The sequence below is a fragment of the Mesorhizobium sp. M9A.F.Ca.ET.002.03.1.2 genome (assembly GCF_003952365.1).
In the GTDB taxonomy this organism is placed as follows: Bacteria; Pseudomonadota; Alphaproteobacteria; order Rhizobiales; family Rhizobiaceae; genus Mesorhizobium.
Window position 1 is genome coordinate 3,089,856 of record NZ_CP034443.1, and the last position, 23,632, is coordinate 3,113,487.

Consider the following 23,632-nt stretch of genomic DNA (forward strand, 5'->3'; position numbering starts at 1 on the left):
GACCTGTGCGGAAACAGCGAAGCATCGCAAAGCCCAGAGCGAAAGTCGAACTGCGGCGGCTTGTCGAACACGATCGGGGGAAGCACTATCGATTGCCAGATCTGGCGCGGCTGGAGCGCGCCAGTGGATCGGTGTCTTGGCTTTTCGCGCCTGGCCGGTGCGTCCAATTCGCTGACGAATGTCCCGGATCCCTGCCGGGACCTCACGAACCCTTCCGCGGCGAGCCGCTCATAAGCAACCGTCACGGTGGCACGCGACACCGCCAGAGCCCTCGCCAGTTCGCGGCCGGGCGGCAGCGGGTCGCCTGGCCGCAGCCGCCGATCCAGAACGGCGCGCCGGATCTGACGATAAATCTCGCCGGTCAGGTCCTTGCGCCCGACCAGGCTTATGTGAAAGTCCGTCATGGTTCAGTAGTTAGAATTGGTCTGACAGAAACACAAGAGTTTGGCACTTTGACCGGTCCTCCTGCCTGTTGCGCTGCCTGGGCCTGGCAGGGTTCCCGATACCAACAGAATTGGACTGGCCAAGAATGCATGAATTGGCACTTCTATCAGTCCTGTAGTCTCCTTACAATCCAATGCCTCGGCGGCAAGGGCAGGAGCGGATGGCTGGAAGAAGGAGGCTGAAATGCCTCGCACGAAAACTCACATCGATCACTCGTCGAAAGTGCGACTACTTCTTGGATTTGGGTTGAAGACCACAATCGACGCCCTCAAGACTTGGCAACAGACCGTCTCAAGACGTCGGGCAATCGCGGATTTGCCCCCCGAGCAATTGAGGGACATCGGTCTTACCGAGGCCCCCGCGCCGGTGCTTGAAGTCAAGGCAGGTTTAATCACGAACTTGATATCGATGAGGTAAGCCGACCGCCGGTCCGTTTCAGCTGTAACCGATTGTCCGAATCCCGAAATCACCCCGTAACCTGGCCTGCTGAGATTCAGCGGGCTTGGAACCCGCGCGGTCCGTCCGTCATGAGAGGAGTGAAATGATGCGCACCCAGGAGCTTCCTTCCGCCGTCCCGCTGATGGCGCTTTCGACCGGTTTCTGGGCCTTCAAGACTCTGGCCGCGGCGCACGAGTTGGACCTCTTCAGCCGCCTTGCGGGCGGCGCCGGCACGACGGCTGCCGGGCTGGCGGAAGCGCTCGGTCTGCATCCACGCCCGTCCGAGATGCTGTTGACCGGCTGCGCTGCACTCGGGCTTCTGGAGAAAACGGATGGCCGTTATCGCAATACGCCGTTAAGCGAAGCCTATCTCGTGAAGGGCAAGCCGTATTACTTCGGTGGCTTCGTGCAGATGGCCGACAAGCGGCTCTATGCGGGCTGGGGCAAACTTGCCGAAGCGCTGCGCACGAACCGGCCAACCACGTGGGACCCGGCAGTGCAATCCTCGATATTCGACGGCGAGGATCCGACGATGCTGGCACTCTTCTGGGAGGCGATGCATTCGCTCTCCACGATGACCGCGCGCAAGCTCGGCGAAGCCGTGGACCTCAGCCATTTCCGCCGCCTCCTGGACATCGGCGGCGGATCGGGCGCGTACGACATCGAGCTTTGCAAACAGTATGGCGAGTTGCGCGCGACCGTGTTTGATCTGCCGCATGTGGCCGCGATCGCCGCGGGAAAAGTCAACGAGGCCGGCTTGGCCGACCGCATCGAGACCGCCGGCGGCAGCTTCTTCGAGCAGCTTCCGAAAGATCACGACGTGCATCTCCTGTCGATGATCCTGCACGATTGGGACGAGGCGAAGAACCGCGCCCTGCTCAGCCGGTCCTTCGAGGCTTTGCCGAGCGGCGGCGCAGTCGTCATCAGCGAGCTTCTCGTCAATGACGAAAAGACCGGGCCGGCGCCGGCCGCGCTGATGAGCCTCAACATGCTGATCGAGACGGAAGGGCGAAACTACACGCCGGCCGAATATTCGGCGTGGCTCGAGGGAGCCGGATTCCGGCGCATCGAGACGGTCTGGTTCGACGCACCCGCCGCGAACGGCGCCGTGATCGGCCGCAAGCCCTAAGCAGGTTCCGCAAAAGTGTCCCACGGTTTTGCGATCAGAACCTGCGATAAACAAGGGAATCTAAGCAGACATTGGTGGGACAGCCCACGAGTGTCTGCTTTAGAGCCAAGGGGAGGAAAGCATGAGCATTCACGACTTCGGATCTGCCGCAGCGCGCGTGGCGTCGCAGGCGGCCGGGCGGGTGTTGCCGGCGGCATTCACGGCGTTGGCGGTGATCGGATCGCCGCCTGCCGGCGCGGCCGACCGCGAGCTGGTCGAACGGGGGAAATACCTGGCGACCATCGCGAGCTGCACCGATTGCCACACGCCGGGACATTTCCTCGGCAAGCCGGACATGACGCGTCACCTCGGCGGCTCCGACGTCGGCTTCGAGGTCCCGGGGCTCGGGGTCTTCTACGGCCCCAACCTCACGCCCGACGAAGCGACGGGTCTCGGGCGCTGGAGCGAGCTTGATATCGTCACGGCGATCCGGACAGGCAAGCGCCCCGACGGACGCACGCTTGCTCCGAGCATGCCGTGGGCCGCATTCGCGAAACTCACCGACGCTGACGCCGCGGCGATCGGGGCCTACCTCAAGAGCCTGCCGCCGGTGAGCAACAAGGTCCCTGGGCCGTTCGAACCGGGCGAGGCCCCGACGTCGTTCGTGATGAAGATCGTGCCGCCGGCGAAGCAATAGGGCCGGCGCATTGCAGGGCGGCGCCATCAATTTGCCGGCTAAAGACTTGCGCGGAGTCGTTCAAACCAGATCGGTTTTAGCCAGCCGAATGCTTGCCGCGGCGCTCGACGATGTAGATGTGGTCGGCCACCAGCACCACATCGCCATGCTGGTTGATCACCTCGCAGCGCTCGATGACGCGGCCGCAATCCGGCCGCTTCGGGTCGTCTTGCTTGGCCGAGATGGTCGTGCGGGTCTTGATCGTATCGCCGATGAACACCGGCTTGATGAAGCGCAGCCGATCATAGCCATAGGAGAAGGCGACCGGATTGACGATGCTTGCCGTCAGCCCGACGCCGACCGAGAACACCAGAGTGCCATGGGCGATGCGCTGGCCGAACGGCGTCGCCTTCATGAATTCGGCGTCCATGTGGTGAGGGAAGAAATCGCCCGTATGGCCGGCATGCACGACGAAGTCGGTCTCGGTGATGGTGCGCCCGCTGGTCGTCCGCGTCGAGCCGATCCGGTAATCCTCGAAATAGATCGTCTGCTCCATGTCAGGGCCTCGCCGCGATCGGTGTTGCCGGCGCCGCGCTGGATTGGTAGGCGGCCTCGACCAGCGCCATCGTGTTCCAGGCGTCCTCGACGGAACTGACAAGCTCGGCGTCCTCGCCTGACGCGTAGCGCTGGACATTGGCCATGCGGCCGACGAAGGCGTCCGGAAACCATGCGCCGACCAGCGGCACCGCAACCCAGTCGGAGCCGCCCCTGGGGTAGATTTCAAGGATGTCAGGCTCGCCGCGCGGATAATCGAGATTGAGCCCCAGTTTGAGATAAGCGGCGCCCTCGGTGCCGCAGATGCGGAACTCGCAGGCCTGATGTTTTCGGCCGAATTTATGATCGTGGTTGATCGACAGCGCGCAGCGCACGCTATCGCCATAGTCGAGGATCGCGCTGGTGCGCGTTTGCGCGACCTTGTGGCCGGGATGGCCGAGCGTCTTGGCGTGAACCCCTCTGGGATCGCCGAGCAACTGCCGGATCAGGTCGAGATAATGGATCGAATGCATGGCGATCTCGACACGCGGCGCCTTCAGCAGGAACTCCCAGAGCTGCCACGGTGTCGCCAGCGCCAGCCAGGCGTCGAAATCGACCACGTTGCCAAGCCAGCCACTGGCGATGGCGTCCTTCAGCGCCAGCATCATCGGTGCGAAACGGAGCTGGAAATTCACTGCCGCCTTCAGGTTTTTGGCGCGGCAGATTGCGAGGATCTCGGTCGCTTCGGTAAGGTCGCTGCCCATCGGCTTCTGGATCAGCGCCACGGCATTGTCGGGCAACGCCCTGAGCACGCCGGCATGACGGGCCGGCGGCGTCGCCAGATCGAAGACGACGTCCCTGTTTGCCGCGGCTTCCTCGACCGACCGGTAAGCGGTGACGCCCCATTTCTGCGCCAGTCTTTCCGCCTTGGCATGGTCGGGATCGAAAAGCCCGGCGACCGGGAAACCGGCTTTCCCATAGGCCGGGAAATGCGCATCGCCGACGATCGACCCGGCGCCGAAAATCACGATCGGCCTGGGCTTTGATGGCTTCGCCCAGCCTTGAGAGAGCGAGGCGGGATCGAAAACGCCATCAGTCATGATGGAAGACTTCGTCCATCGTCGCCCACCACTCGCCCTCCTTGCGGGTCGGCAGCGGCTCCTGGCAAGGCATGCAGAGCGCCCACCATTCCTGCGTCTTGGGGTCCGCGGCCATCTTCGCCATGTCGGCGGCATAGTCGGTGCCGTGGTACTCGAAAGTGCTGAACAAAAGGTGCTCTGGCTCCCTGTGATAGATCGAATGGTTCTTGATGTTGCAGGCGGAAATCATGGCAAGCACGTCAGGCCAGACGGCGGCGTGAAGCCGCACATACTCGGCGACCTTTTCCGGCTTGAGGCCGAGCACCATTCCCATCCGCTGCATGTCCGGCTCCCTATTTCGTGATATCGGTCGTGAATTCCGCGATGCTCTTCGCCTTGACGGCATCCCAGTCCCAGTCGATGCCGATGCCGGGCTCGTCCGGCGCCAATGCGTGCCCGTCCTCGATGCGCATTTTCTTGCCGGTCAGATCGTCAAGCTGGGGAATATACTCGACATATCGGCCGTTCTGAATGGCGCAGGTCAGGCTGACATGCAGTTCCATCAGGAAATGCGGGCAGACCGGGATGTCGAACGCCTCGGCCGCATGTGCCACCTTCAGCCAGGGCGTGATGCCGCCGATGCGGCCGACATCGACCTGCACGATCGAGCAGCCGCCTTTTTGCATATATTCGCGGAAATGCCGGATTGAATAGAGCGACTCGCCGATGGCGATCGGCGTCGACGTCGCGTTGGACAGCCGCACATGGCCGTCTATGTCGTCGGCCGGCAGCGGTTCCTCGATCCAGGCGAGGTCGAGGTCGCGCAAGCGCTCCGCGCGGCGGATCGCCTCGTCGACCGAAAAGCCCTGGTTGCAGTCGGTCATGATCTCGTAGGACGAGCCGACCGCCTGGCGTACCGCCGTCAGCCGGGCAAAATCCTCGGAGCCGTGCGGCTTGCCGATCTTGACCTTCGAGCCGCGAAAACCCTTGGCCTTGGCGGCCAGCGCATCCTCAACCAGTGCCTCGGTCTCGATATGCAGCCAGCCGCCCTCGGTGGTGTAGAGCGGGCAGCGGTCCTTGGCGCCGCCGGCCAGCTTCCATAGCGGCAGGCCCTGCTTCTTCGCCCGCAGGTCCCACAGCGCGGTATCGATGGCCGCCAGCGCAATCGCCGTGATCGCGCCGATCGTCGTGGCGTGGGTGGCGAATTCGAGCTCGTGCCAGATCGCCTCGATCCTATCGGCGTCGCGGCCGATCAGCCGCGGTGCAAGATGGTCGGCCAACAGCCGCATCACCGAGGAGCCGCCGGTGCCGATCGTGTAGCTGTAGCCGGTGCCGACCGCGCCGTCGGCGTCGGTGATGGTGACGATTGGCGTTTCCTGCGACACGAAACTCTGGATCGCATCGGTGCGCTTGACCTTCGGCACCAGGTCGACCATGCGCAGTTCGACTTTTTCGATTTTCGCCATGATCTAGCCTCGCCTCATCTTCTTAACTTCGCCCCCATCTTCTTAACGTCGCAACGTCTTGCCCGTTTCAGCAGAAAACAGATGGGCCTGCGACAAGTCCAGGCTCATTCTTACCCGGTCGCCGGCCCTGAGCGGTTTCGGGTTGAGCATGCGCGATACCCAGTCGCTGCCGTTGAATTCGGCGAACACCAGCGTCTCATTGCCGAGCGGTTCGGTGACCGTCACCGGCAAGTCCAGCTGATGGACGTCGGCGTCTTCGCCGGAGCTGATGCCGTGTCCCGTCGGATAGATATCGTCGGGCCTGAGGCCGAACACCACCTTGTCGCCGGTCGCGACATTGGCCTTGAACTGGCTGGGCAAAGGCAATCTCTCGCCGCTGGCGAACAGCAATTGTCCGTCGTCGACAGCTGCCTCGTGCAGGTTCATCGGCGGCGAGCCGATGAAGCCGGCAACGAAGCGCGTCCGCGGCCGGCGGAAGACCTCGTCGGGCGTGCCGACCTGCTCGATGAAGCCGTCGCGCATGATGACGATGCGGTCGGCGAGCGTCATCGCCTCGACCTGGTCATGGGTGACATAGATCACCGTCGACTGGACCTTCGCGTGCAGTTTCTTGATCTCGGTGCGCATCTGGGTTCTCAGCTTGGCGTCGAGATTGGAAAGCGGCTCGTCGAACAGGAAGACGTCGGGATCGCGCACGATGGCGCGGCCCATGGCGACGCGCTGGCGCTGTCCGCCCGACAGCTGTGACGGCCTCCGGTCGAGCAACTGGTCGAGGCCGAGAATGCCCGACGCCTCGGCGACGCGGCGGTCCATCTCCGCTTTCGCCGCCCCCGCGATCTTCAGCGAGAAGCCGAGGTTTTCGCGCACGGTCATGTGCGGGTAGAGCGCATAGGACTGGAACACCATCGAGATGTTGCGCGAGCGCGGCGGCAGGTCGTTGACCTTGCGGCCGCCGATCTCGATGGTCCCGGCGCTGATATCCTCGAGACCGGCGATCATGCGCAAGGTCGTCGACTTGCCGCAGCCGGACGGCCCGACCAGCGCGATGAACTCGCGGTCGGCGACCTCGAGGTCGATGCCGTGCACGACCGCGACAGGGCCATAGCTCTTGGTGAGTTTCTTGAGGGATACGGTTGCCATGTCAGCCTTTCACCGCGCCGGAGGTGAGGCCGCCGACGAGGTGTTTCTGGACGATGAAGGTAAGCGTGAGCGCCGGTATGATCATGACCACGGCCAGCGCGCACATGCCGCGCCAGTCGATGGTGAATTCGGCGGTGTAGTCGAGCAGGCCGACCGGCAGCGTCTTGGAGTTGATCGAGCGCGTCAGCTGCGAGGCCAGCGCGAATTCGTTCCACGAGGTGAGGAAGGCAAAGATGCCGGCAGAGGCGATGCCAGGCCCGGCGAGCGGAAACTCGACCTGCCAGAAAGCCTGCCAGCGCGTGCAGCCGTCGATCTGCGCCGCCTCGGCGAGGTCTTTCGGAACCTGCCGGAAGAAGCCGTCGATCAGCCAGATGGTGAAGGGCACGTTGAGCGCGACATAGACCAGGATCAGCCCGAAATGCGTGTCGATGATGCCGAGCCGCGCAAAGACGAAGAACAGCGGCAGCGACAGCGCGATGCCGGGCACGGTGCGCGTCAGCATCAGGCCGAGGAACATCGCCGACTTGGCGCGGAAGCGATAGCGCGCGAAGGCATAGCCGCCGGCCATGCCGATGACGATGGCGATCACCGTCGAAGTCACCGAAATGATCAGCGAATTGCGGAAATAGTCGAGCACCGGAATGCCGCCCTTGCCGACGCCGCTGAACATGGCGACGTAGGCGTCGAGCGAGAGCTCCCGCGGGATCCACACCGGCGGCTTGGCCATGATCTCGATGGTCGGCCGCAGCGACGACAGCACGATCCAGATGCCGGGCAGGCAGATGACCAGCATGGCGAGGAACAATCCGACGCCGTGAGCGATGCCGAGCGCCTTGTTGCGGGCACGATGCAGGCTGTTCTGGTCCATCCTCACCACTCCGCAGCGATCTGCGTGCGCGCCGCAGCGAGCTTGCGGTAGAAATAAACGGTGAACAGGATGGACAGCAGGATCGAGAAATAGGCCATGGCGTTGGCCAGGCCCATCCTGGCGTCGCTGTAGGCGGTGCGGGCGACGAGCGTCCAGACAAGCTCGGTGCGGCCGGCGGGGCCGCCATCGGTCATGATCTTGACGATGTCATAGGCGCGCGCCACGTCGAGCGAGCGGATGGTCATGGCGATGAAGGCAAACGGCATGATGAACGGCCAGGTGACATAACGGAATGTCTGCCATGGCGTGCAGCCGTCGACGCGCGCCGCCTCGACCGGCTCGCGCGGCATCGCCAGCAGTCCGGCAAGGATCAGGATCGCGAATACCGAGGTCGATGACCAGATTTCGGCGGTGAGGATGGCGATGAAGGCGAGATTGCCGTCGATCAGCCACGGGATGGCGCGGTCGGTCAGGCCGAGCGCCTGCAAGGCGTTGTTCACCAGGCCGATATTGTCGTTGAACATGAACTTGAACTGGAAGCCGACCAGGATCGGCGAAAACATCATCGGGAACATCATGATGGTGCGCAGGATCCGCTGTCCGCGCGACGCTTTCTCCACCAGCAGCGCCAGCCCGAGCCCGATCAGCATTTCCAGGTTGAGCGCCACCGTCAGCAGCACCACGGTGCGGGCGAAGGCAATCCAGAAATCCCCGTTGGTCAGGGTGTTGACGTAGTTGCGCGCGCCGATGAAGACCCAAAGTGTCTCCGGTTTGGTCAGCCGGAACGGCGTGAAGCTGGAATAGAGCGAAAGCAGCAGCGGCAGGACCACCACCGCCGCCAGCACGACGACCGCCGGCAGCAGAAGCAGCAATGGCGGCGAGGGTCTCCAGCCTTTCATATCGATCCGGTTCTGGGTTGGCGCGCCCGGATGCCGAAGGCCGTGACCGGCGAACGGTGATCAAGACAAGGCATATTGCGCATGGTCGGTCTGGAAAACGGTTTGGGGACGCCGCTCTTCGATAAGCGCGGCGCCCCCGTTAGGAGGATGTCAAAGCTTGCCGGCGTCCTCAAGAATCTGGGTGGCCTTGGCGGCAGCGTCGTCCAACGCCTGTTTGGAGGTCTTGTCGCCGAGGATGGCAGCCTGCAATTCGGGGTAGACGGCGTTGGAGATTTCGATCCATTCGGGTGTCTGCGGCACGGCGAAAGCGTGCTTTGCCTCCTCCTGGAAAGCCGCAAGCACTTCCGCCTTGTAGGGATCGCCGGCCGCCTGCTGGATATCCCAGTCCCAAATGGCCGTGCGGGTCGGCAGCGGCCCGCCTGCGGCTTCAAGCTTCTGGCTGTCCTCGTTGGTCAGGAACCAGGCCAGCGACGCGGCCGCTTCCTTGCTGGCGCAGTTTTCGGTAACTGAAAACCCATGATGCCCCGACCAGCCGGTGCGAATGCCGGCCGAGCCCTTCGGCGCCACCTTCACCCCGACATTGCCGGCGACCTTCGACGACTTCGGATCGTTGAAGAATCCTGCCCAGCCCGGCCAGTCGAGGTTGATGGCGACCGTGCCCGAGGCAAAGCCCTGGCCGAGATCGTCCCACAGATAGTTGGTGGTGCCGGCCGGCACAGCCTTGGCCTTGTAGAGATTGACGAACCAGTCGAGCGCGTGCACGCCGGCCTCGGAGTTGAAGGCGGGCTTGCCGTCCTTGTCGAGATATTCGCCGCCATCGGCGATGAGCATTTCGTAGAAGCGGCCGTTGATCGCCTCTTCCTTGCCGGCGAACTGGGTGCCGTAGAAATCCGGCGGGCTGGCGAAGAATTGCGCCTGCTGAGCGACCTCGTCCCAGGTGTCGGGTGGCACCAGCTCCGTGCCGTACTTGGCCTTGTAGGCGGCCTTCTTGGCTTCGTCCTGGTAGAGGCTCTTCTGGTAATAGAGCGCCGAGACGTCGAACTGCGCGCGCGGCAGCATCACCAGCTTTCCGTCGAGCGTCGAGGCCTTGATCGTCGACGGCACGAAGGCGTCGATCTCTTCCTTGGGCAGCAGCGCGCTGAGATCGGTGTAGATATCAGGATATTGCGGCGCGAAGGACGAATGGTTCGAGCCGACGCACCAGTTGATGCTGCCGGAGGCGATGTCCGACTTGATTTCCTTGTCGAGCTCGAAGTGGTTCTTTTTCGAGATCACGTTGACCTTGGCGCCGGTCAGCTTTTCCCATTCGCCGATGCGCGCGTAGAGCCCTTCATATTGCTGGCCGCCGATCAGCTTGGCGTCGATGGTGACGCCGTCGAACTTGCCGGGCAGTTCGGCAGCGAAGGCAGTACCCGCGCCAAGCGTAAGCAGCGCCACGCCGGCCGATAGGCCGTAAAACAATCTGGTCATTCGATTCCTCCCAAAGGCCTGCGTCGGCGAACTCGTATCGATCCGACTTGCAGCGCTTCATTCATATACAAACAAAACATTTACGCAGTCGTCAAGCTGAAAGTTCTTTCCGGATGCAGGTCATTGTGCGTATATGAAAGCCGAAATTCACTGGGGAGAGACTATGGCGGAGGACGACGACGATGATCGTTATCGTGCCCCGGCGCTGGACAAGGGACTCGACATCCTCGAGCTTCTGGCCGGCGTCGATGGCGGCCTGACGCAGGCGGAAATCGCCAAGAAGCTCGACCGCAGCCCCAACGAATTCTACCGCATGCTGGACCGGCTGGTGCGGCGCGGCTACGTCACGCGGCCTGACGGCGACCGCTATTCGCTGACGCTCAAGCTGTTTGGCCTGGCGCAACTGCACGCGCCGGTGCGGCGGCTGGTTTCCTACGCGACGCCGCTGATGCGTGAGCTTGCCGAAACCTCGCAGCAGGCAAACCAGCTTGTCGTCTTCGACCGCGGTTCCGCTGTGGTGATCGCGCAGCAGGAGGCTCCCGATTACTGGGGCATCTCGATTCGCGTCGGCTCGCATATCAGCCTGTTCGACACCGGATCCGGACACGTGCTGCTGGCTTTCCGTTCGCCGGAAGAGCGGCAGATGATGATCTCCGAGCATCTGCGCAGCACCGACAAGCCGCCTCAATCACCGGAATTCTTTGCCCGCCTCGACCAAATTCGTGATCGCGGCTATGAGATGATGGCGTCGCTGCAGACCGCCGGCGTGTTCAACCTGTCGACACCCGTTCTTGGCTCAGATGGCAAGGCGATCGCCGCGCTGTCGATCCCGTATATAACCCTGGTCAACGCACCCAAGGCGCCCGATATCACCAGGACGATAGAACTGTTGCTGGCGGCGACCGAAAAGCTCTCGCAACTGGCGGGATCGGCGGTCAGCCAGTCGAAGTAAATTCTTATTTGAATGATAAATTTCTCCGTGAGATGATCTCGTAAACGCCGGAGGAGGAGCCCGCCGTCATGATCTTCGATACCCATCTGCACCTGATTGACCTTTCGGCGCTGCGCTATCCCTGGCTCTCCGGCGTGCCGGCGCTCAATCGCGATTTTTCCCACGACGACTATGCAGTTCAGGCCCGCCGCGTCGGCATAGAGGGCGCGTTGCACATGGAGGTCGATGTCGATCCGGCCGACATCCAGGCCGAAACCGGCCATGTGAAGGCGCTGTCACGCCAGAAGGACAGTCTGCTGCGCGGGGCAATCGCCTCTTGCCGTCCGGAAGAGCCGGGCTTTGCCGCCTATCTGGAGGCGCAGCGCGCCGATCCCTTCGTGAGGGGTTTTCGGCGTGTGCTCCACGTCATGCCGGACGAGCTTTCTGAGGGCGCGCTGTTCCGGGAAAACATCAGGCGGCTTGCCGGCACCGGCCTGACCTTCGATCTCGTCGTCTTGCCGCATCAGATTCCCAAGGCGATCGCACTCGCCGGTCTCGCGCCGGATGTGCGGTTCGTGCTCGACCATTGCGGCGTGCCCGACATCAAGGGCGGCGACGAGCATCCCTGGCGCGAGCATATGGCGGAGATCGCACGGCGCCCGAACGTCACGGCCAAGATTTCCGGCGTGGTCGCCTATGCGGAGGCCGGATCCTGGACCGTCGACACCCTGCGCCCCTATGTCGAGCACACGATCGGCTGTTTCGGCTGGGACCGTGTCGTGTGGGGCAGCGACTGGCCGGTCTGCACGCTGGGCGGTGGGCTGGCGACCTGGGTGGCGGCCACGCACGCGTTGCTTGAGGGCGTCAGTGCCGACGAACGGACGAAGCTGCTGTCCGCCAATGCGAAGCGGCTGTGGCGTTTGTAAGCCGGCTCAGATTGTCGCCGAGACGTGCCGCTCGCGGCCATAGAGCGACACCAGCAGCACGATGACGAGGCCAAGCACCGCCTGGTCTTGGGCGCAAGCAATAGTCGTGATCGATGCAAGGGCGGTCGCAGCCATAAGGCCGCGGATCAGGCTGTTCATTTTCTCCTCCATTTTAGTTGTTTTCAGGCTCCTCCGCCGGCAGCGCCGGACACCCGCTTCGGGAGACTCTCCAGAAACAGGCGATTGAGATCGGCGACGACGCGACTGGCATCGTGCTTTTCGGCCAGGCCGAGATTGATGCGATCGGAGGCGGCCTGCTGGAAGGCCATATAGCCGTCATGGCGCGGCCTGACCCAGGCGCCCTCGAGCGTGGCGCGCGTGTCCTTGTAGAAATTGCCGGCGGCTGCGTTGACGGCGGCATCGCCCCAGGCCGCGGCGTGGCCGGGTTGGCCGCCGGCCGAAGCATAGGGGCCGCGCTGCACCTCGCCGCTGGCGATCCAATAGGCAAAGTCGATGGCCGCCTGCTTGGCCTTCGAAAAGGCCGACACGGCAATGCCGGTTCCGCCGAGCGCCGAGCCGATCGGACCGGCATTGCCGGCGACCGGAATATCCGCGAAGGCAAGGCGGTTGGTCCGGAATCCGGCAATGGCATAGGAGACATAGCCATAGATCAGCGGCGCGCAGGCAATCCGTGAGCTGGACCCGGCCATCTCCTCCAGCACATCGATCGGGTCCATGCCAAGGCAGGCCGGATCGACGAGAGCCGCGATCTCGCGCATCATTTCGAAAACGCGACTGCCCATGTCAGGGTCTATGTGGGCGCCAGGCTCTTCGACAGCGGGCCGGCCGAGATTGCCGGCAAGCGTGTAGAACACCATCAGCGAATGCGGCGGCCTGAGCGGCAACAGCACGCGGCCTCGCCGCGCCAGGTCGAGCACATCGGCCCAGTTCGCCGGTGCAGCGGAAAGCATGTCCGGCCGCCACGCCTGCACCTGGCTCGCCGTGTCGATCGGAAACGCCCACTGCCGGCCTTGCCCCTTGTAGCTTGGCCAATTGTAGCTCGGATAGGACCGGCCGACGCTGCCCGCCGCCAGTGCCGCGCGTTCCGCTTCCCGGCCCGCGACATCGAGCGGCGCCAGGCAGTTCTCGGCGGTGATCTGGCCGACATGCGGATGGTCGATGACGATCAGGTCGTAGGCGCGGGCCAGTTCCTCGACCGGGAAGGATTCGAAATCCTGCAGCGAGCGCTTGTCCCATTCAATAGTGACGCTGGTCCGCTGCTCCCACAGCGCCGAACAGGCGACCATTGGGTCATAGCCGCGCGGATGGCTCCAGGTCATGCCTTTAAGCACCACGTCGCTCACAGCCCGAATTCCTTGCGGATCTTTGCGCTGTGCTCGCCGATGCGCGGCGCGGCCCGCTCCACCTTGGCGCGGATGCCATCGACCCGGAGCGGCGAGCGCGTGGTGAGGATCGAAACATTATCCTCGCGCGTCACCGTCTGCAGCATGTCGAGCTCCTGGAAGCCCTCGCTGGCCATCATCTCCGGCCAGCTCAGCACCTTGGCGCACCAGATGTCGGCCGGCTCGAGGATGGCAAGCCATTCGTCGACCGTCTTCGTCGCGATTTTTTGCGCGATGATCGCCTTGATCTCGTCGCGGGCGCTGAACCATGTCCCCGGCTGGTCGCGATAGGGCGCAAGCTGTTCAAGTTCCAGGAGGTCGGCGAGCTTCGGGATCGGCGTCATGGCGATCGCCAGATAGCCATCCTTGGCCGGATAGACGCCGTAAGGCGCCGACAGATAGGCATGAGCGCTGCGAAAGGCCGATCGCCGCGGCAGGCGACGTCCGTCGTTGAGATGCGTGGTCAGCACCTCGAACTGGAAGTCGACCAGCGCTTCGAGCAGGCTGGTTTCGACATGGCTGCCGGTGCCCGTCACGCCGCGCCGCACCAGCGCGGCAAGGATCCCTTGCGCGGCGGCGGAGCCCGCCAGCATGTCGGCGATCGCCAGGCCGAAGGGGACGGGGCCTTGGTCCTCGTCGCCGTTCAGCCACATCACGCCGGAACGGGCTTGCGCCAGCAGATCCTGCCCGGGCCGCTTGACCCACGGGCCGTCCTCGCCATAGCCGCTGATCGAGGCGTAGACCAGGCGCGGATTGATCTTGCGCACCGCCTCGTAGTCGAGGCCCAGGCGCTCGATGACGCCGGGCCGGAAATTCTGGATCAGCACGTCGGCCTTGGCCAGCAGGCCGCGCAGCGCTGCGAGGTCGGCCTCGTCCTTGAGATCGATGGCGAGACTTTCCTTGGCGCGGTTGATGGCATGGAAGATGGTGGAATCGCCGCCGATCTCGGTGTCGCTGAGATAAAGCCGGCGCGACAGGTCACCGCCGTCCGGCCGCTCGATCTTGATGACGCGGGCGCCGAGGTCGAGCAGTCGCAGCGAGCAGTAGGGCCCGGACAGGAACTGGCTCATGTCGACGACGACCAGCCCGCTCAGCGGCAATTCGGCAGTGGCGGCCATTGCCTATTTCTCCGTCTTGCCGGCGAAATCGGCCGGATTGCGGTATTTCACCGTCTGCAGGTGCTCGCAATAAAGCACAAGCTCTCCTTCACCCTTGAAGACTTCATAGCTGGCGCGGATCAGCCCCATCTCCTTGTATCGGGGTTTCTTGTCGAGGTTGGAGCGGATCGAATAGATCGTGTCGCCGATGAACACCGGCTTGATGAAGCGTAATTTGTCGTAGCCATAGGAAAAGGCGTTGACGCAATTGGTGGCGACGAGGCCGAGCCCGGCCGAGAACACGAAGGCGCCGGCGACCAGCCGCCTGCCGAAGATGCCTTCCGTTTCGGCGAACATCTGGTCCTGCACGTAAGGATGGATATCGAGCACCAGCGCGTTGAACAGGTGGCTGTCGCCCTCGGCCATGGTCCTGCGCAGCGAGCGGATTTTCTGGCCGACCGGCCAGTCCTCGTAGAACCAGTTCTCCGCGTTCCAGACGGGAAGATCGGCGTGATCCTTCGGCATGTCGGCGGGGTGCGTCGAAGCCACGCCCACGGTCGGCGCGAAACCTGTCATGGCAACATCCATTGGAAGCACGGATCATCCGTCCGGGCGCGCCGCGGACCAGCGAACTGCATGATCGACCCTCCCGTCAATCTTCTTTTGTGAATAGTATTTTCACATATGGGGTTGTGTTGCAAGCGTGAACAGGCGAAATTTTGCTGCGATCCGCGACGGGCAGAGCAGCGGAACAAGGAGGATTTGATGCAGAATGCTTGTCTGGTCTTCGTCGGCAGCTTGAACCGTGAGGCGCCTTATTTTCAGGGCGCGCGCGGCGTCGGGCTGGGCGTCTACAGTTTCGACGAAGAGACGCTGGAGACGAGGAAACTGACCGAGACGGGTGACGTCGACAATCCGACCTTCCTGTCGGTGACGCCGGACGGCTCCCACATCTATGCCAACTCCGAAGTGTTCACCTGGCGCGAGGGCGTCGTCTCGGCCTATCGTTTCGACAGGCAAACCGCCGCGCTTTCCTACATCAACAAGCAGCCGAGCCTCGGCAGCATCACGGCGCACAATACGATCACGCGCGACGGAACGAAGCTGCTGGTGGCCAATTATGGCATGGGCGAAGGCGGTCCCGATCGCTCGGTCGTCGTCTATGGGCTGCGTGAGGATGGCGGCCTGACCGCACCGCTGTCGAGCGTCGCCCATGCCGGTACTGGCCCCGATGCTGCCCGCCAGGAGCGACCCCATGCCCACAGCGTCACCGAGACGATTGCCGGCGGCGTGGCGATCGTCGCCGATCTCGGCATCGATCGGCTTGTCTCGTACCGCATCGGGCCTGACGGCAGCCTGACAAGGCTGGCCGCGTCGGCGCTTGCGCCCGGAGCAGGCCCACGCCACGTTGCGCTGCATCCGGGCGGGCGCTTCGTGTTCGTCATGAACGAACTGGATTCGACGGTCGTCTCGCTTGCGCTCGACGATACGTCAGGGAAACTCACCGTCATCGACACCAAGCCGGCCGTGCCGGCCGCGGCGCGCGATGGCAATCATTGCGCCGACATTCAGATCTCGCCCGACGGCCGCTTCCTCTATGGTTCCAACCGCGGCCATGACAGTGTCGCGGTGTTTTCGGTCGACCAGCAGACAGGTACGCTCGCGCTCGTCGACTACACGCCGTGTGGCGGCGCCACGCCGCGCAACCTGGCACTGACGCCCTCCGGCGGCCACCTCTTCTCGGCCAACCAGAATGCCGACCGCATCTCGATTTTCACGCGCGACGCCGCGACGGGCCGGCTGACCGACACCGGACGGTCTATCGACGTCGGCACGCCGATGTGCGTCAAGATCGTGCGTTGACCGCTTTTGGTTGCGCGTTGGCCGAAATAGCAGGAGCGAAGGGCTGCGGCCGCACATGGCACCCATCCCGCTAATTCTCCCTGAATCCGCGATTGAGCGAGTCGCGAACCGGCGCGAGCACATAGTCGAACAGCGTATGCTCGCCGGTCAGTATCATGACTTCCGCGGGCATGCCCGGCGACAATCGAACCTCATGGAGTTTTCCCAGCTCGGCGGCATCGACTTTCACCTTGGCGAGGAAATAGGGTTCTCCGGTCCTCTCGTCGGTGAGCCGGTCGGCCGATACGGATGTGAGCAAGCCGTTGATTTGCGGAAGATGCCGGCTGGGGTAGGCGGACAGCACCACGCGTGCCGGCATATCAGGGTGCACCATGTCGATGTCAGTCGGCTTGATCCGTGAATCGATGACCAGGTTAGGTTCGTCCGGAACGATATCGAGAAGGGGCTGGCCGCTGGAAATCACACCGGATTCGGTGGTGACACGCACGTTCATCACCGTTCCTGCAATCGGCGCGAGTATCGCGGTCCTGGCCAGCACATCCTGACGCGAGGGCATCTGGCTGCGCAGTTCGGCCAGCTCGCCGCGCACCTTGCCAAGATCCTCGTTTGCCGTCTCACCATCCTGCTGTCGCAGATTGAGAAGCTGCAGCTCGGTCTCGCCAATCTGCTGTTCGTTGCGCGCAACCTGCGACCGGTTCGATGCCTGGTTTGCCCGGATGTCGGCCTGGGCGCGCTGCAGCGCCAGGATCCGCGGCAGGCGCTCCAGTCCCTGTTTGTACATCTCCTGCGCCGAAGCGATCTCGCGGTCGATCAGCCCCAGTTGTTCGGCTTGGGCTGCGATCACTTCCCTGGACCCTTGGATTTGCTCCTCTATCTGCCGGATGCGCTTTTGGAGGATCTGCTCGCGGCCCTCGCGGGTTGCAAGGCGGCTGCGCAGCAGTCCCTGCTCTTCGGCGGCCACTTTCTGCGCGGCCTCGTTGTCAGCCGATGTCAATTCTCTGGGAAAAATGATCTGATCTTCTCCGGCAAGCTCCGCACCCAGGCGTGCTTCGATCGCCAGCATGCGAATGTAGCGCTCATGCAGCTCGTCGTAGCGGCCCTGTGCGTCGGTCGTCTTCATGCTTATCAGAACCTGGCCGGCGGTGACCTTGTGGCCTTCCCGGACATGGATTGTCCTGATGATACCGCCTTCCAGATGCTGAACGGTCTTCCGGTAACTTTCGGGGCTGACAATGCCGGGGGCCACGACGGCGCTTGCCAGGAGGGCCATATTTGCCCAGGCCACGGTACCGCCGACAAAGAACATGGCGGAAAAGTAGCCGAGCATGCGCGCTGGCCGCGTCCGGCGTTTCAGGTCACGGCAGCTCGCGCGAGACGCGCGCGACCGCCGCCGGACAAGCCCGACAAGGATAAGCACGAACAGGGCCGTGGCGGCTGCCGCCAGCGCGGCGCGCACCAGCATGTCCAGCATGTCCAGCACGTCCAGCACGTTGGCCACCAGCATGTTCAGCATCCTTGACAGGTCGCCAAATTGATCGCTCATGGCTCACTCCGCTGCCTTTCGCGTTGCCGGCGCATTGGCGGCGATCTTGTCCGGGCCCTGTGCCGGCACCGCGATGCGTTGACCGGCCAGCGCGCCCAGCACCTCGCCGCGCGTGCCGAACATCTTGACGGCGCCATCGTGTATGAGAACAACATGGTCCGCCGTGCGCAAAAGGTTCGTCTGGTGGCTGACGAGAACGACGGTGCAGCCTCGTGCCTTCAAATGCCGAAGCACATTGAACAGTGCCATTTCACCGTCGCCGTCGAGGCCGGTGTTCGGTTCGTCGAGCACGACAAGCGAGGGATTGCCGAACAGGGCCCGGGCGAGGGCGATGCGCTGACGTTGGCCACGCGAGATTCGTGCCCCGTGCGACCCCACCTCGGTTTGATAACCGTTCGGCATCCGCAATATCATCTCGTGGATACCCGCCGCCTGCGCCGCGGCGATGACTGCGGCACTGTCTACATCGCGCAGGCGCGCAATGTTCTCGGCTATCGTCCCGGGAAACAGCTCGACCTGCTGCGGCAGATAGCCGATGTGCATCCCCAACTGGTCGCAAGGCCAATTGGCGACCTCCGCTTCGTCCAGCCTTACATGGCCGAGCGACGGGCGCAGCGTCCCCACCATGAGGCGGCAGAGCGTGGTTTTGCCGGAGCCCGACGGACCGATCACGCCACAGGTCTCGCCGGCCACGACGTTGAAGGATACTTTGTTCATCAGCGCCTGCTGTGTACCCGGCGCATAATAGTACACGTCCTCGAACTTCAGCCGCCCTTGCGGGCGCGGCAAGGTTACGCCACCGCTTTGCCTGGACCCGGTGTCCGCAAACAGGCGCATGAGGTTGCGACGCGCAGTGCGAGCGGCAACCAGGCTGCGCCAGGCTCCGATCGAGCGTTCTATCGGCGCGAGCGCGCGGCTCAGCAGGATCGATGCCGCGATCATCGATCCGGCCGTCAGTTCACCACGCAGGACAAAGTAGGCGCCAAGCCCCAGCACGGCCACCTGCAGGGCCATGCGGAGCGAGCGCGACAGGTTGCCGATCATGGTCGTGCGACCGAGAATCTGCGCCTGGATGGTCATGAACGACTGCTGCTTTTCTTCCCAGCGCTGCAGCGCTGGCTCCGACATGCCGAGCGAGCGCAGCGTCTCGGCGCCATCGATGTATTGGCCGGCCGCGACCTGGTTACGGCGCAGCCCTGCCGCCGCCTCCTGGCTCTTGCGGCGGGTGAGGAAATCATTGGCGAGCGCGCCACAGAACAAAACGATCGCTCCGGCAATACCGACCATGCCCAATACTGGGTGCAGAAGCCATATGAACGCCAGGAAGACGGGCGTCCACGGTGCATCGAGAAAGGTCAGCACACCGTCACCGGCAACGAAGCCGCGCAGGTCCGCCACATCCTTCAGGCCGGCCTCGAGGCTGCTGCCGCCCGCGAGGCGAGCCTCCATGGCTCGCTCGATCACCGGGACACTCAGCTGGTCGTCGAGCCATTGGCTGATATGGCCGAGGATCATCCGGCGGGCTTGCTCCAGCAGGCCGTAGACGGCGATCGCGCCGATCACCGCCAGGGTGAGCCACATCAGCGTGTCGATCGACCCGCTCGACAGGACCCTGTCGTAGATCTGCAGCATGTAAACTGCGCTGGCGAGCATCAGCAGGTTGGCAAGCAGGCTGAAAATGAGCAGGGCGGGCGCCTGGCGCCGCGCCAGATGCATCACCTCCTGAAACTGCGGTCTTGGCTGCGTCACGGATTGCCCCCGTTGCGATGCTTTGGATTGGGCCCGGCCGGGCGCGAAGGCTGGCGCCCGGCCGGTATCGCGTCAGGCTATGACGACGCCGTCTACGAGGCCGTCGTCGAAGATGCCGGTCCCGTCGATGCCAATGGAGAAGCTGTCGCTCGCCGTGTCGCCGTCTGCATCGGCGATCTGCACGGTGAAGTCGAGCTTCTCGTCGGGCGCTGGCTGCGTCTGGGCAAGGCCAAAGCCGCCGATGTCGAAGGTGTTGTTGTCGTTGCCGGCAATACCGTCCGCGTTGCTGATGTTTTCGATCAGCACGCGGTCGTGGGTTCCACTCGTCGTCCACTGCACCTTGTCACCGGTGCTCAGGCCGGTGATTATCAAGTTGCCGTCGGCGTCGATCGAGGCGGCCGGAGTAAATTGCGTATTGCCTGTCTTGACGACGAAGTCGGTGATCGAGAACGACGTGATGGCGACGTGCGTGTCGTTGGTAAGCCCGTCGACGAAACCCGCCCCCGGTTCCGCGGCGGTGCTGAAGGCCGAGATCTTGACGGTGACAGGTCCGACGCCCGGATTGGTCTGGTTCACGGTGAAGGACGCCGCGGTCGCATTGACGACGTTCGTGAAGTCGATGTTGGCTTCGACGTCGGCCTCGTTCTGGTCCAGATTTGGCACCAGGAAGTTCGTGTTCGCGCCCGTGACGTAGGTGATGAACGCGCCCTCATCGGGGTTGATCTGGTTGCCGTTGACGCCGAACGAGGTGGTGCTGCCGGCCTGGCTGATATTGAGCACATCCTTGGTTGTAATGTTTCCGCCCTCGGATTGATTCAATGGGTCTTCCCCGATCACCACGATCTGGGTGGAGTTTGGATCGCCGAAGGTCATGAACAGGTTGCTGCCGGAGGGTGCCCCAGCGAAACCGAAATTCACCTCCGCGGGCGGAGGATTCTGGAGGACATCGAAGGTATAGTTGCCGCCCGACAGGGTCAGCTTGAAGAAATCGATGTCTCCGGCGGTGTGTGTGCCGCTGCCATCAACATCCTTGTAGTAGGTAGCGACAGTGTTGCTGTTCGTAAGGTCCCTGAGCAGCGTTACCTGCGAGGACGTGCCGTCCAATATCGTCAGGGTCGCCGGCGAGCTCGTGATGCTATAGGTTGCCGGGTCATCCGCCCCGACCACCCCGCTGAGCGTCTTGGTCACGGTGCTGCCCGCGGCGAAGTCCACCAGCCCATCGGCGACGGGTCCGATGGCCGGCCCGTCGTCCTGGAACTGCACGGCATCGCCGATGCCGGTCGAGGCCGTCGCTGTGTCGCCGTCACCGTCGGTGACCGTCGCCACCGCCAGCAACGCGCCGTCGGTGATCGACACCGAATCATCGGGATTGGTGGCGTCCGGGTGCTTCAGCGAGGCGTACTGCGCCACGCTCACGACCCCGGTCGCGCTGTCGATTGCGACGGCGAACGCCGCCGCTCCCGCGGCTGAGCCGATGCGGCCGACCACCAGGTTGCCTTCCTTGAACAGGAAGATGCTGGTGCCGGCGGTCGTGTCGAGGCCGGAATCCACCCCTGCGGCGGACACAGCCAGCGAGAACGCCGTCGTCCCGCCCTCCTGGTCCGCGCCGAACGAGCTTCCCGTCGAGCTCACGACCGGGCTTGCGTCCTGCGCGTAACCGGCGGGGCTCAGGTCGGCACTTTTATTGGCGACCCCGGCGAACAGCGCGACAACCGCTGCCGCCGTGGTGTCGTCGGCATCGGCGTCGACGCCTGCGGTCTCGTCATGCGCCACCGTCGCGGCGCCCTGCACGATCGCCGCTGTCGGCCCGTCGTCCTGGAACTGCACGGCATCGCCAATACCGGTCGAACTGGTCGCGGTATCGCCGTCGCCGTCGGTGACCGTGACCTTCGCCAGCAACGCGCTGTCGGTGATATTCACCGCCTCATCGTGGCTGGCACCGGGGGTCGGATGATGGATCGAAGCATACTGCGCCACGCTCACGACCCCGCTCGTGCTGTCGATCGCGACGGCAAACGCCGCCGCGCCCGCGGCTGAGCCTATGCGGCCGACCACCAGGTCGCCTTCCTTGAACAGGAAGATGCTGGTGCCGCCGGTCGTGTCGAGGCCGGAATCCACCCCTGCGGCGGACACATCCAGCGAGAACGCAATCGTGCCCCCGTCTGTACCCGTAGAACTGCCGGTTGAGCTCACCACCGGGCTCGCGTCCTGTGCGTACCCGGTCGGGCTCAGATCGGTGCTGACATTGCTGACGCCCGCGAAAAGGCTGATGACTCCTGCGGCAGTGGTGTCGTCAGCATCGGCCTGGTTGCCCGCGGTCTCGTCATGCGCCACCGTCGGAGCGCCCTGGACGATCGCCGCCGTCGGTCCGTCGTCCTCAATGACGATCTGCTGGCCGACGAACGTCGAGGCGCCGCTGGATGTCACGATGCCGAAGCCGCCGATGTCGAAGGTGTTGTTGTCGTTGCCGGTAACGCCATCCGCGTTGCTGATGTTTTCGATCAGCACGCGGTCGTGGGTTCCACTCGTCGTCCACTGCACCTTGTCGCCGGTGCTCAGGCCGGTGATTATCAAGTTGCCGTCGGCGTCGATCGAGGCGGCCGGAGTAAATTGCGTATTGCCTGTCTTGACGACGAAGTCGGTGATCGAGAACGACGTGATGGCGACGTGCGTGTCGTTGGTGAGCCCGTCGACGAAACCCGCCCCCGGTTCCGCGGCGGTGCTGAAGGCCGAGATCTTGACGGTGACAGGTCCGACGCCCGGATTGGTCTGGTTCACGGTGAAGGACGCCGCGGTCGCATTGACGACGTTCGTGAAGTCGATGTTGGCTTCGACGTCGGCCTCGTTCTGGTCCAGATTTGGCACCAGGAAGTTCGTGTTCGCGCCCGTGACGTAGGTGATGAACGCGCCCTCATCGGGGTTGATCTGGTTGCCGTTGACGCCGAACGAGGTGGTGCTGCCGGCCTGGCTGATATTGAGCACATCCTTGGTTGTAATGTTTCCGCCCTCGGATTGATTCAATGGGTCTTCCCCGATCACCACGATCTGGGTGGAGTTTGGATCGCCGAAGGTCATGAACAGGTTGCTGCCGGAGGGTGCCCCGGCGAAGGCGAAGTTGAGCTCCTCGCTCGCCGCGAGCTTGAGGGTGTTGCCGAGATCGACCGCGTCATCCGGGTTGGTGCTGTCGCCATGGAAGACCGGAACGTAGGTGACGATGTTGAAGGTCACCTGGTCGCTGGTCGCGCCGACGTTGATCACGTCCTGCTTGAAGATGACGAAGGCGATCGCGTCGGCACTGCCGTTGCCATCGCTGTCATATTTGCCGACCACGGTGTCGTTTCCATCGGCGAAGAGCAGGATATCCTTGCCGTCGACGGTGTTGAGCCCGCTATCATCGCCGTCAAGGGTGCCGCCGCTGCCGTCGGTGAACGTAGTGCCGACGAGCTGGGAGCCGGCGGTGGCGTTGACAGTGACCGAATTCGTCTTGGTCGCGACGCCGACGCTGGTCGGGAACGCGGAGCTCAACCCGAGAGTCGTCTCGAGATAGGTCCGGAACGAAGCCGGCAGCGAGGAGTACGCAACATCGGTGTCCGTAAAGGCGTCGTCGATATTGTCGCCGGTTTGCAGCCCGGTCGTCTGGTCGTTGACGGCCTCGTCGTTGAGAATGAAGGTGATTGCCATGATCGTTTTCCCCTTCGTTCAGTTTGTTTCTAACGATCCGCACTTCCGGTGACGCCGGAATGCACCTACTCGAGTGCATCCGGTCGCGTACCGAATTGCGGCATTCAATTGTTCATTGTGCCGCCGATGGCGAAGAGGCGTCCATTCGCGGTTCGATAGTGTTATGGTGAATACCCCTAGCCGATCGAACGATATACATCCTTCGATAGGGCCGAGCCGCGACAGGCACTTGCAGGTAAACCGCGTTGGTATGACGGGTCGATTGTCATGCTGTGGGTTTCCGGCCTGTTGCCGGTATCATGTTGACGCAGGCGGCA

General features: G+C 63.5%; 21 protein-coding genes and 1 pseudogene. 6 read left to right on the plus strand and 16 right to left on the minus strand.

Annotation, left to right across the window (positions count from 1 at the left end):
* Nucleotides 1–233 precede the first annotated feature (233 nt).
* Nucleotides 234–404 (minus strand): annotated as a pseudogene (locus tag EJ066_RS32590) (GntR family transcriptional regulator); the annotation flags it as partial.
* A gap of 223 nt (nucleotides 405–627) precedes the next feature.
* Between EJ066_RS32590 and EJ066_RS32595 the strand changes: the two are divergent.
* From EJ066_RS32595 to EJ066_RS14930, 3 genes are all read left to right on the plus strand, one after another.
* Nucleotides 628–861: a DUF1127 domain-containing protein gene (locus EJ066_RS32595; protein WP_126038905.1), complete on the plus strand. Its 234-nt coding sequence runs from the start codon at nucleotides 628–630 to the stop codon at nucleotides 859–861.
* Between the two features lie 124 nt (nucleotides 862–985).
* Entirely contained in the window at nucleotides 986–2,011 is a 1,026-nt protein-coding gene (locus tag EJ066_RS14925; RefSeq protein ID WP_126038908.1) for a methyltransferase, read from the plus strand.
* Nucleotides 2,012–2,132: 121 nt separating this feature from the next.
* Nucleotides 2,133–2,687, plus strand: coding sequence for a c-type cytochrome (locus tag EJ066_RS14930; RefSeq protein WP_126038910.1), 555 nt, complete (start codon nucleotides 2,133–2,135; stop codon nucleotides 2,685–2,687).
* A 76-nt stretch (nucleotides 2,688–2,763) separates the two neighbouring features.
* On the opposite strand, the gene EJ066_RS14935 is transcribed toward EJ066_RS14930, so the two are convergent.
* The 8 genes from EJ066_RS14935 to EJ066_RS14970 form a co-directional block, all read right to left on the minus strand.
* A complete protein-coding gene (locus tag EJ066_RS14935) occupies nucleotides 2,764–3,222 on the minus strand; it encodes a MaoC/PaaZ C-terminal domain-containing protein (RefSeq protein ID WP_126038913.1) in 459 nt (152 codons plus the stop codon).
* Nucleotide 3,223: 1 nt separating this feature from the next.
* Nucleotides 3,224–4,300, minus strand: a complete 1,077-nt coding sequence (locus EJ066_RS14940) for a Gfo/Idh/MocA family oxidoreductase (RefSeq protein ID WP_126038916.1) — start codon at nucleotides 4,298–4,300, stop codon at nucleotides 3,224–3,226.
* Nucleotides 4,293–4,622, minus strand: coding sequence for an L-rhamnose mutarotase (locus EJ066_RS14945; protein WP_126038919.1), 330 nt, complete (start codon nucleotides 4,620–4,622; stop codon nucleotides 4,293–4,295). Before EJ066_RS14945 ends, EJ066_RS14940 begins: the two co-directional genes overlap by 8 nt.
* A 10-nt stretch (nucleotides 4,623–4,632) precedes the next feature.
* Nucleotides 4,633–5,745 (minus strand): mandelate racemase/muconate lactonizing enzyme family protein, encoded by a 1,113-nt coding sequence (locus tag EJ066_RS14950; RefSeq protein ID WP_126038922.1) that lies wholly within the window; start codon nucleotides 5,743–5,745, stop codon nucleotides 4,633–4,635.
* 42 nt (nucleotides 5,746–5,787) lie between these two features.
* Nucleotides 5,788–6,885 carry a sn-glycerol-3-phosphate ABC transporter ATP-binding protein UgpC gene (gene ugpC, locus EJ066_RS14955; protein WP_126038925.1) on the minus strand — a complete coding sequence of 366 codons (1,098 nt, stop codon included), beginning with the start codon at nucleotides 6,883–6,885 and terminating at the stop codon, nucleotides 5,788–5,790.
* Nucleotide 6,886: 1 nt separating this feature from the next.
* The gene (locus EJ066_RS14960) at nucleotides 6,887–7,753 is read right to left on the minus strand and encodes a carbohydrate ABC transporter permease (protein WP_126038929.1); all 867 of its coding nucleotides are present in this window, start codon (nucleotides 7,751–7,753) and stop codon (nucleotides 6,887–6,889) included.
* A 2-nt stretch (nucleotides 7,754–7,755) separates the two neighbouring features.
* Nucleotides 7,756–8,652 carry a sugar ABC transporter permease gene (locus tag EJ066_RS14965; protein WP_126038932.1) on the minus strand — a complete coding sequence of 299 codons (897 nt, stop codon included), beginning with the start codon at nucleotides 8,650–8,652 and terminating at the stop codon, nucleotides 7,756–7,758.
* A gap of 150 nt (nucleotides 8,653–8,802) precedes the next feature.
* Nucleotides 8,803–10,122 carry a sugar ABC transporter substrate-binding protein gene (locus EJ066_RS14970; protein WP_126038937.1) on the minus strand — a complete coding sequence of 440 codons (1,320 nt, stop codon included), beginning with the start codon at nucleotides 10,120–10,122 and terminating at the stop codon, nucleotides 8,803–8,805.
* A 163-nt stretch (nucleotides 10,123–10,285) separates the two neighbouring features.
* Between EJ066_RS14970 and EJ066_RS14975 the strand changes: the two genes are divergently transcribed.
* Entirely contained in the window at nucleotides 10,286–11,074 is a 789-nt protein-coding gene (locus EJ066_RS14975; protein ID WP_126038942.1) for an IclR family transcriptional regulator, read from the plus strand.
* A gap of 68 nt (nucleotides 11,075–11,142) precedes the next feature.
* Complete coding sequence (locus EJ066_RS14980) at nucleotides 11,143–11,979, plus strand: amidohydrolase (protein ID WP_126038946.1); 837 nt, start codon at nucleotides 11,143–11,145, stop codon at nucleotides 11,977–11,979.
* Between the two features lie 6 nt (nucleotides 11,980–11,985).
* On the opposite strand, the gene EJ066_RS31415 is transcribed toward EJ066_RS14980, so the two are convergent.
* The 4 genes from EJ066_RS31415 to EJ066_RS14995 are packed head-to-tail and all read right to left on the minus strand — an operon-like array spanning nucleotide 11,986 to nucleotide 15,055.
* On the minus strand, nucleotides 11,986–12,138 hold the full coding sequence (locus EJ066_RS31415) for a hypothetical protein (protein ID WP_189644590.1): 153 nt from the start codon (nucleotides 12,136–12,138) through the stop codon (nucleotides 11,986–11,988).
* Nucleotides 12,139–12,161: 23 nt separating this feature from the next.
* Entirely contained in the window at nucleotides 12,162–13,319 is a 1,158-nt protein-coding gene (locus EJ066_RS14985; protein ID WP_189644529.1) for an extracellular solute-binding protein, read from the minus strand.
* 20 nt (nucleotides 13,320–13,339) lie between these two features.
* A complete protein-coding gene (locus EJ066_RS14990; protein WP_126038952.1) occupies nucleotides 13,340–14,500 on the minus strand; it encodes a CaiB/BaiF CoA-transferase family protein in 1,161 nt (386 codons plus the stop codon).
* Between the two features lie 3 nt (nucleotides 14,501–14,503).
* The gene (locus tag EJ066_RS14995) at nucleotides 14,504–15,055 is read right to left on the minus strand and encodes a MaoC family dehydratase (protein ID WP_126038955.1); all 552 of its coding nucleotides are present in this window, start codon (nucleotides 15,053–15,055) and stop codon (nucleotides 14,504–14,506) included.
* Between the two features lie 189 nt (nucleotides 15,056–15,244).
* On the opposite strand from EJ066_RS14995, the gene EJ066_RS15000 reads away from it, so the two are divergent.
* Nucleotides 15,245–16,342 carry a lactonase family protein gene (locus EJ066_RS15000; protein WP_126038958.1) on the plus strand — a complete coding sequence of 366 codons (1,098 nt, stop codon included), beginning with the start codon at nucleotides 15,245–15,247 and terminating at the stop codon, nucleotides 16,340–16,342.
* 70 nt (nucleotides 16,343–16,412) lie between these two features.
* On the opposite strand, the gene EJ066_RS15005 is transcribed toward EJ066_RS15000, so the two are convergent.
* From EJ066_RS15005 to EJ066_RS15015, 3 genes are all read right to left on the minus strand, one after another.
* A complete protein-coding gene (locus EJ066_RS15005) occupies nucleotides 16,413–17,804 on the minus strand; it encodes an HlyD family type I secretion periplasmic adaptor subunit (RefSeq protein ID WP_245455171.1) in 1,392 nt (463 codons plus the stop codon).
* A gap of 84 nt (nucleotides 17,805–17,888) precedes the next feature.
* Nucleotides 17,889–19,601: a type I secretion system permease/ATPase gene (locus tag EJ066_RS15010; protein ID WP_126038964.1), complete on the minus strand. Its 1,713-nt coding sequence runs from the start codon at nucleotides 19,599–19,601 to the stop codon at nucleotides 17,889–17,891.
* Nucleotides 19,602–19,706: 105 nt separating this feature from the next.
* On the minus strand, nucleotides 19,707–23,315 hold the full coding sequence (locus EJ066_RS15015; protein WP_126038967.1) for a DUF5801 repeats-in-toxin domain-containing protein: 3,609 nt from the start codon (nucleotides 23,313–23,315) through the stop codon (nucleotides 19,707–19,709).
* Nucleotides 23,316–23,632 lie beyond the last annotated feature (317 nt).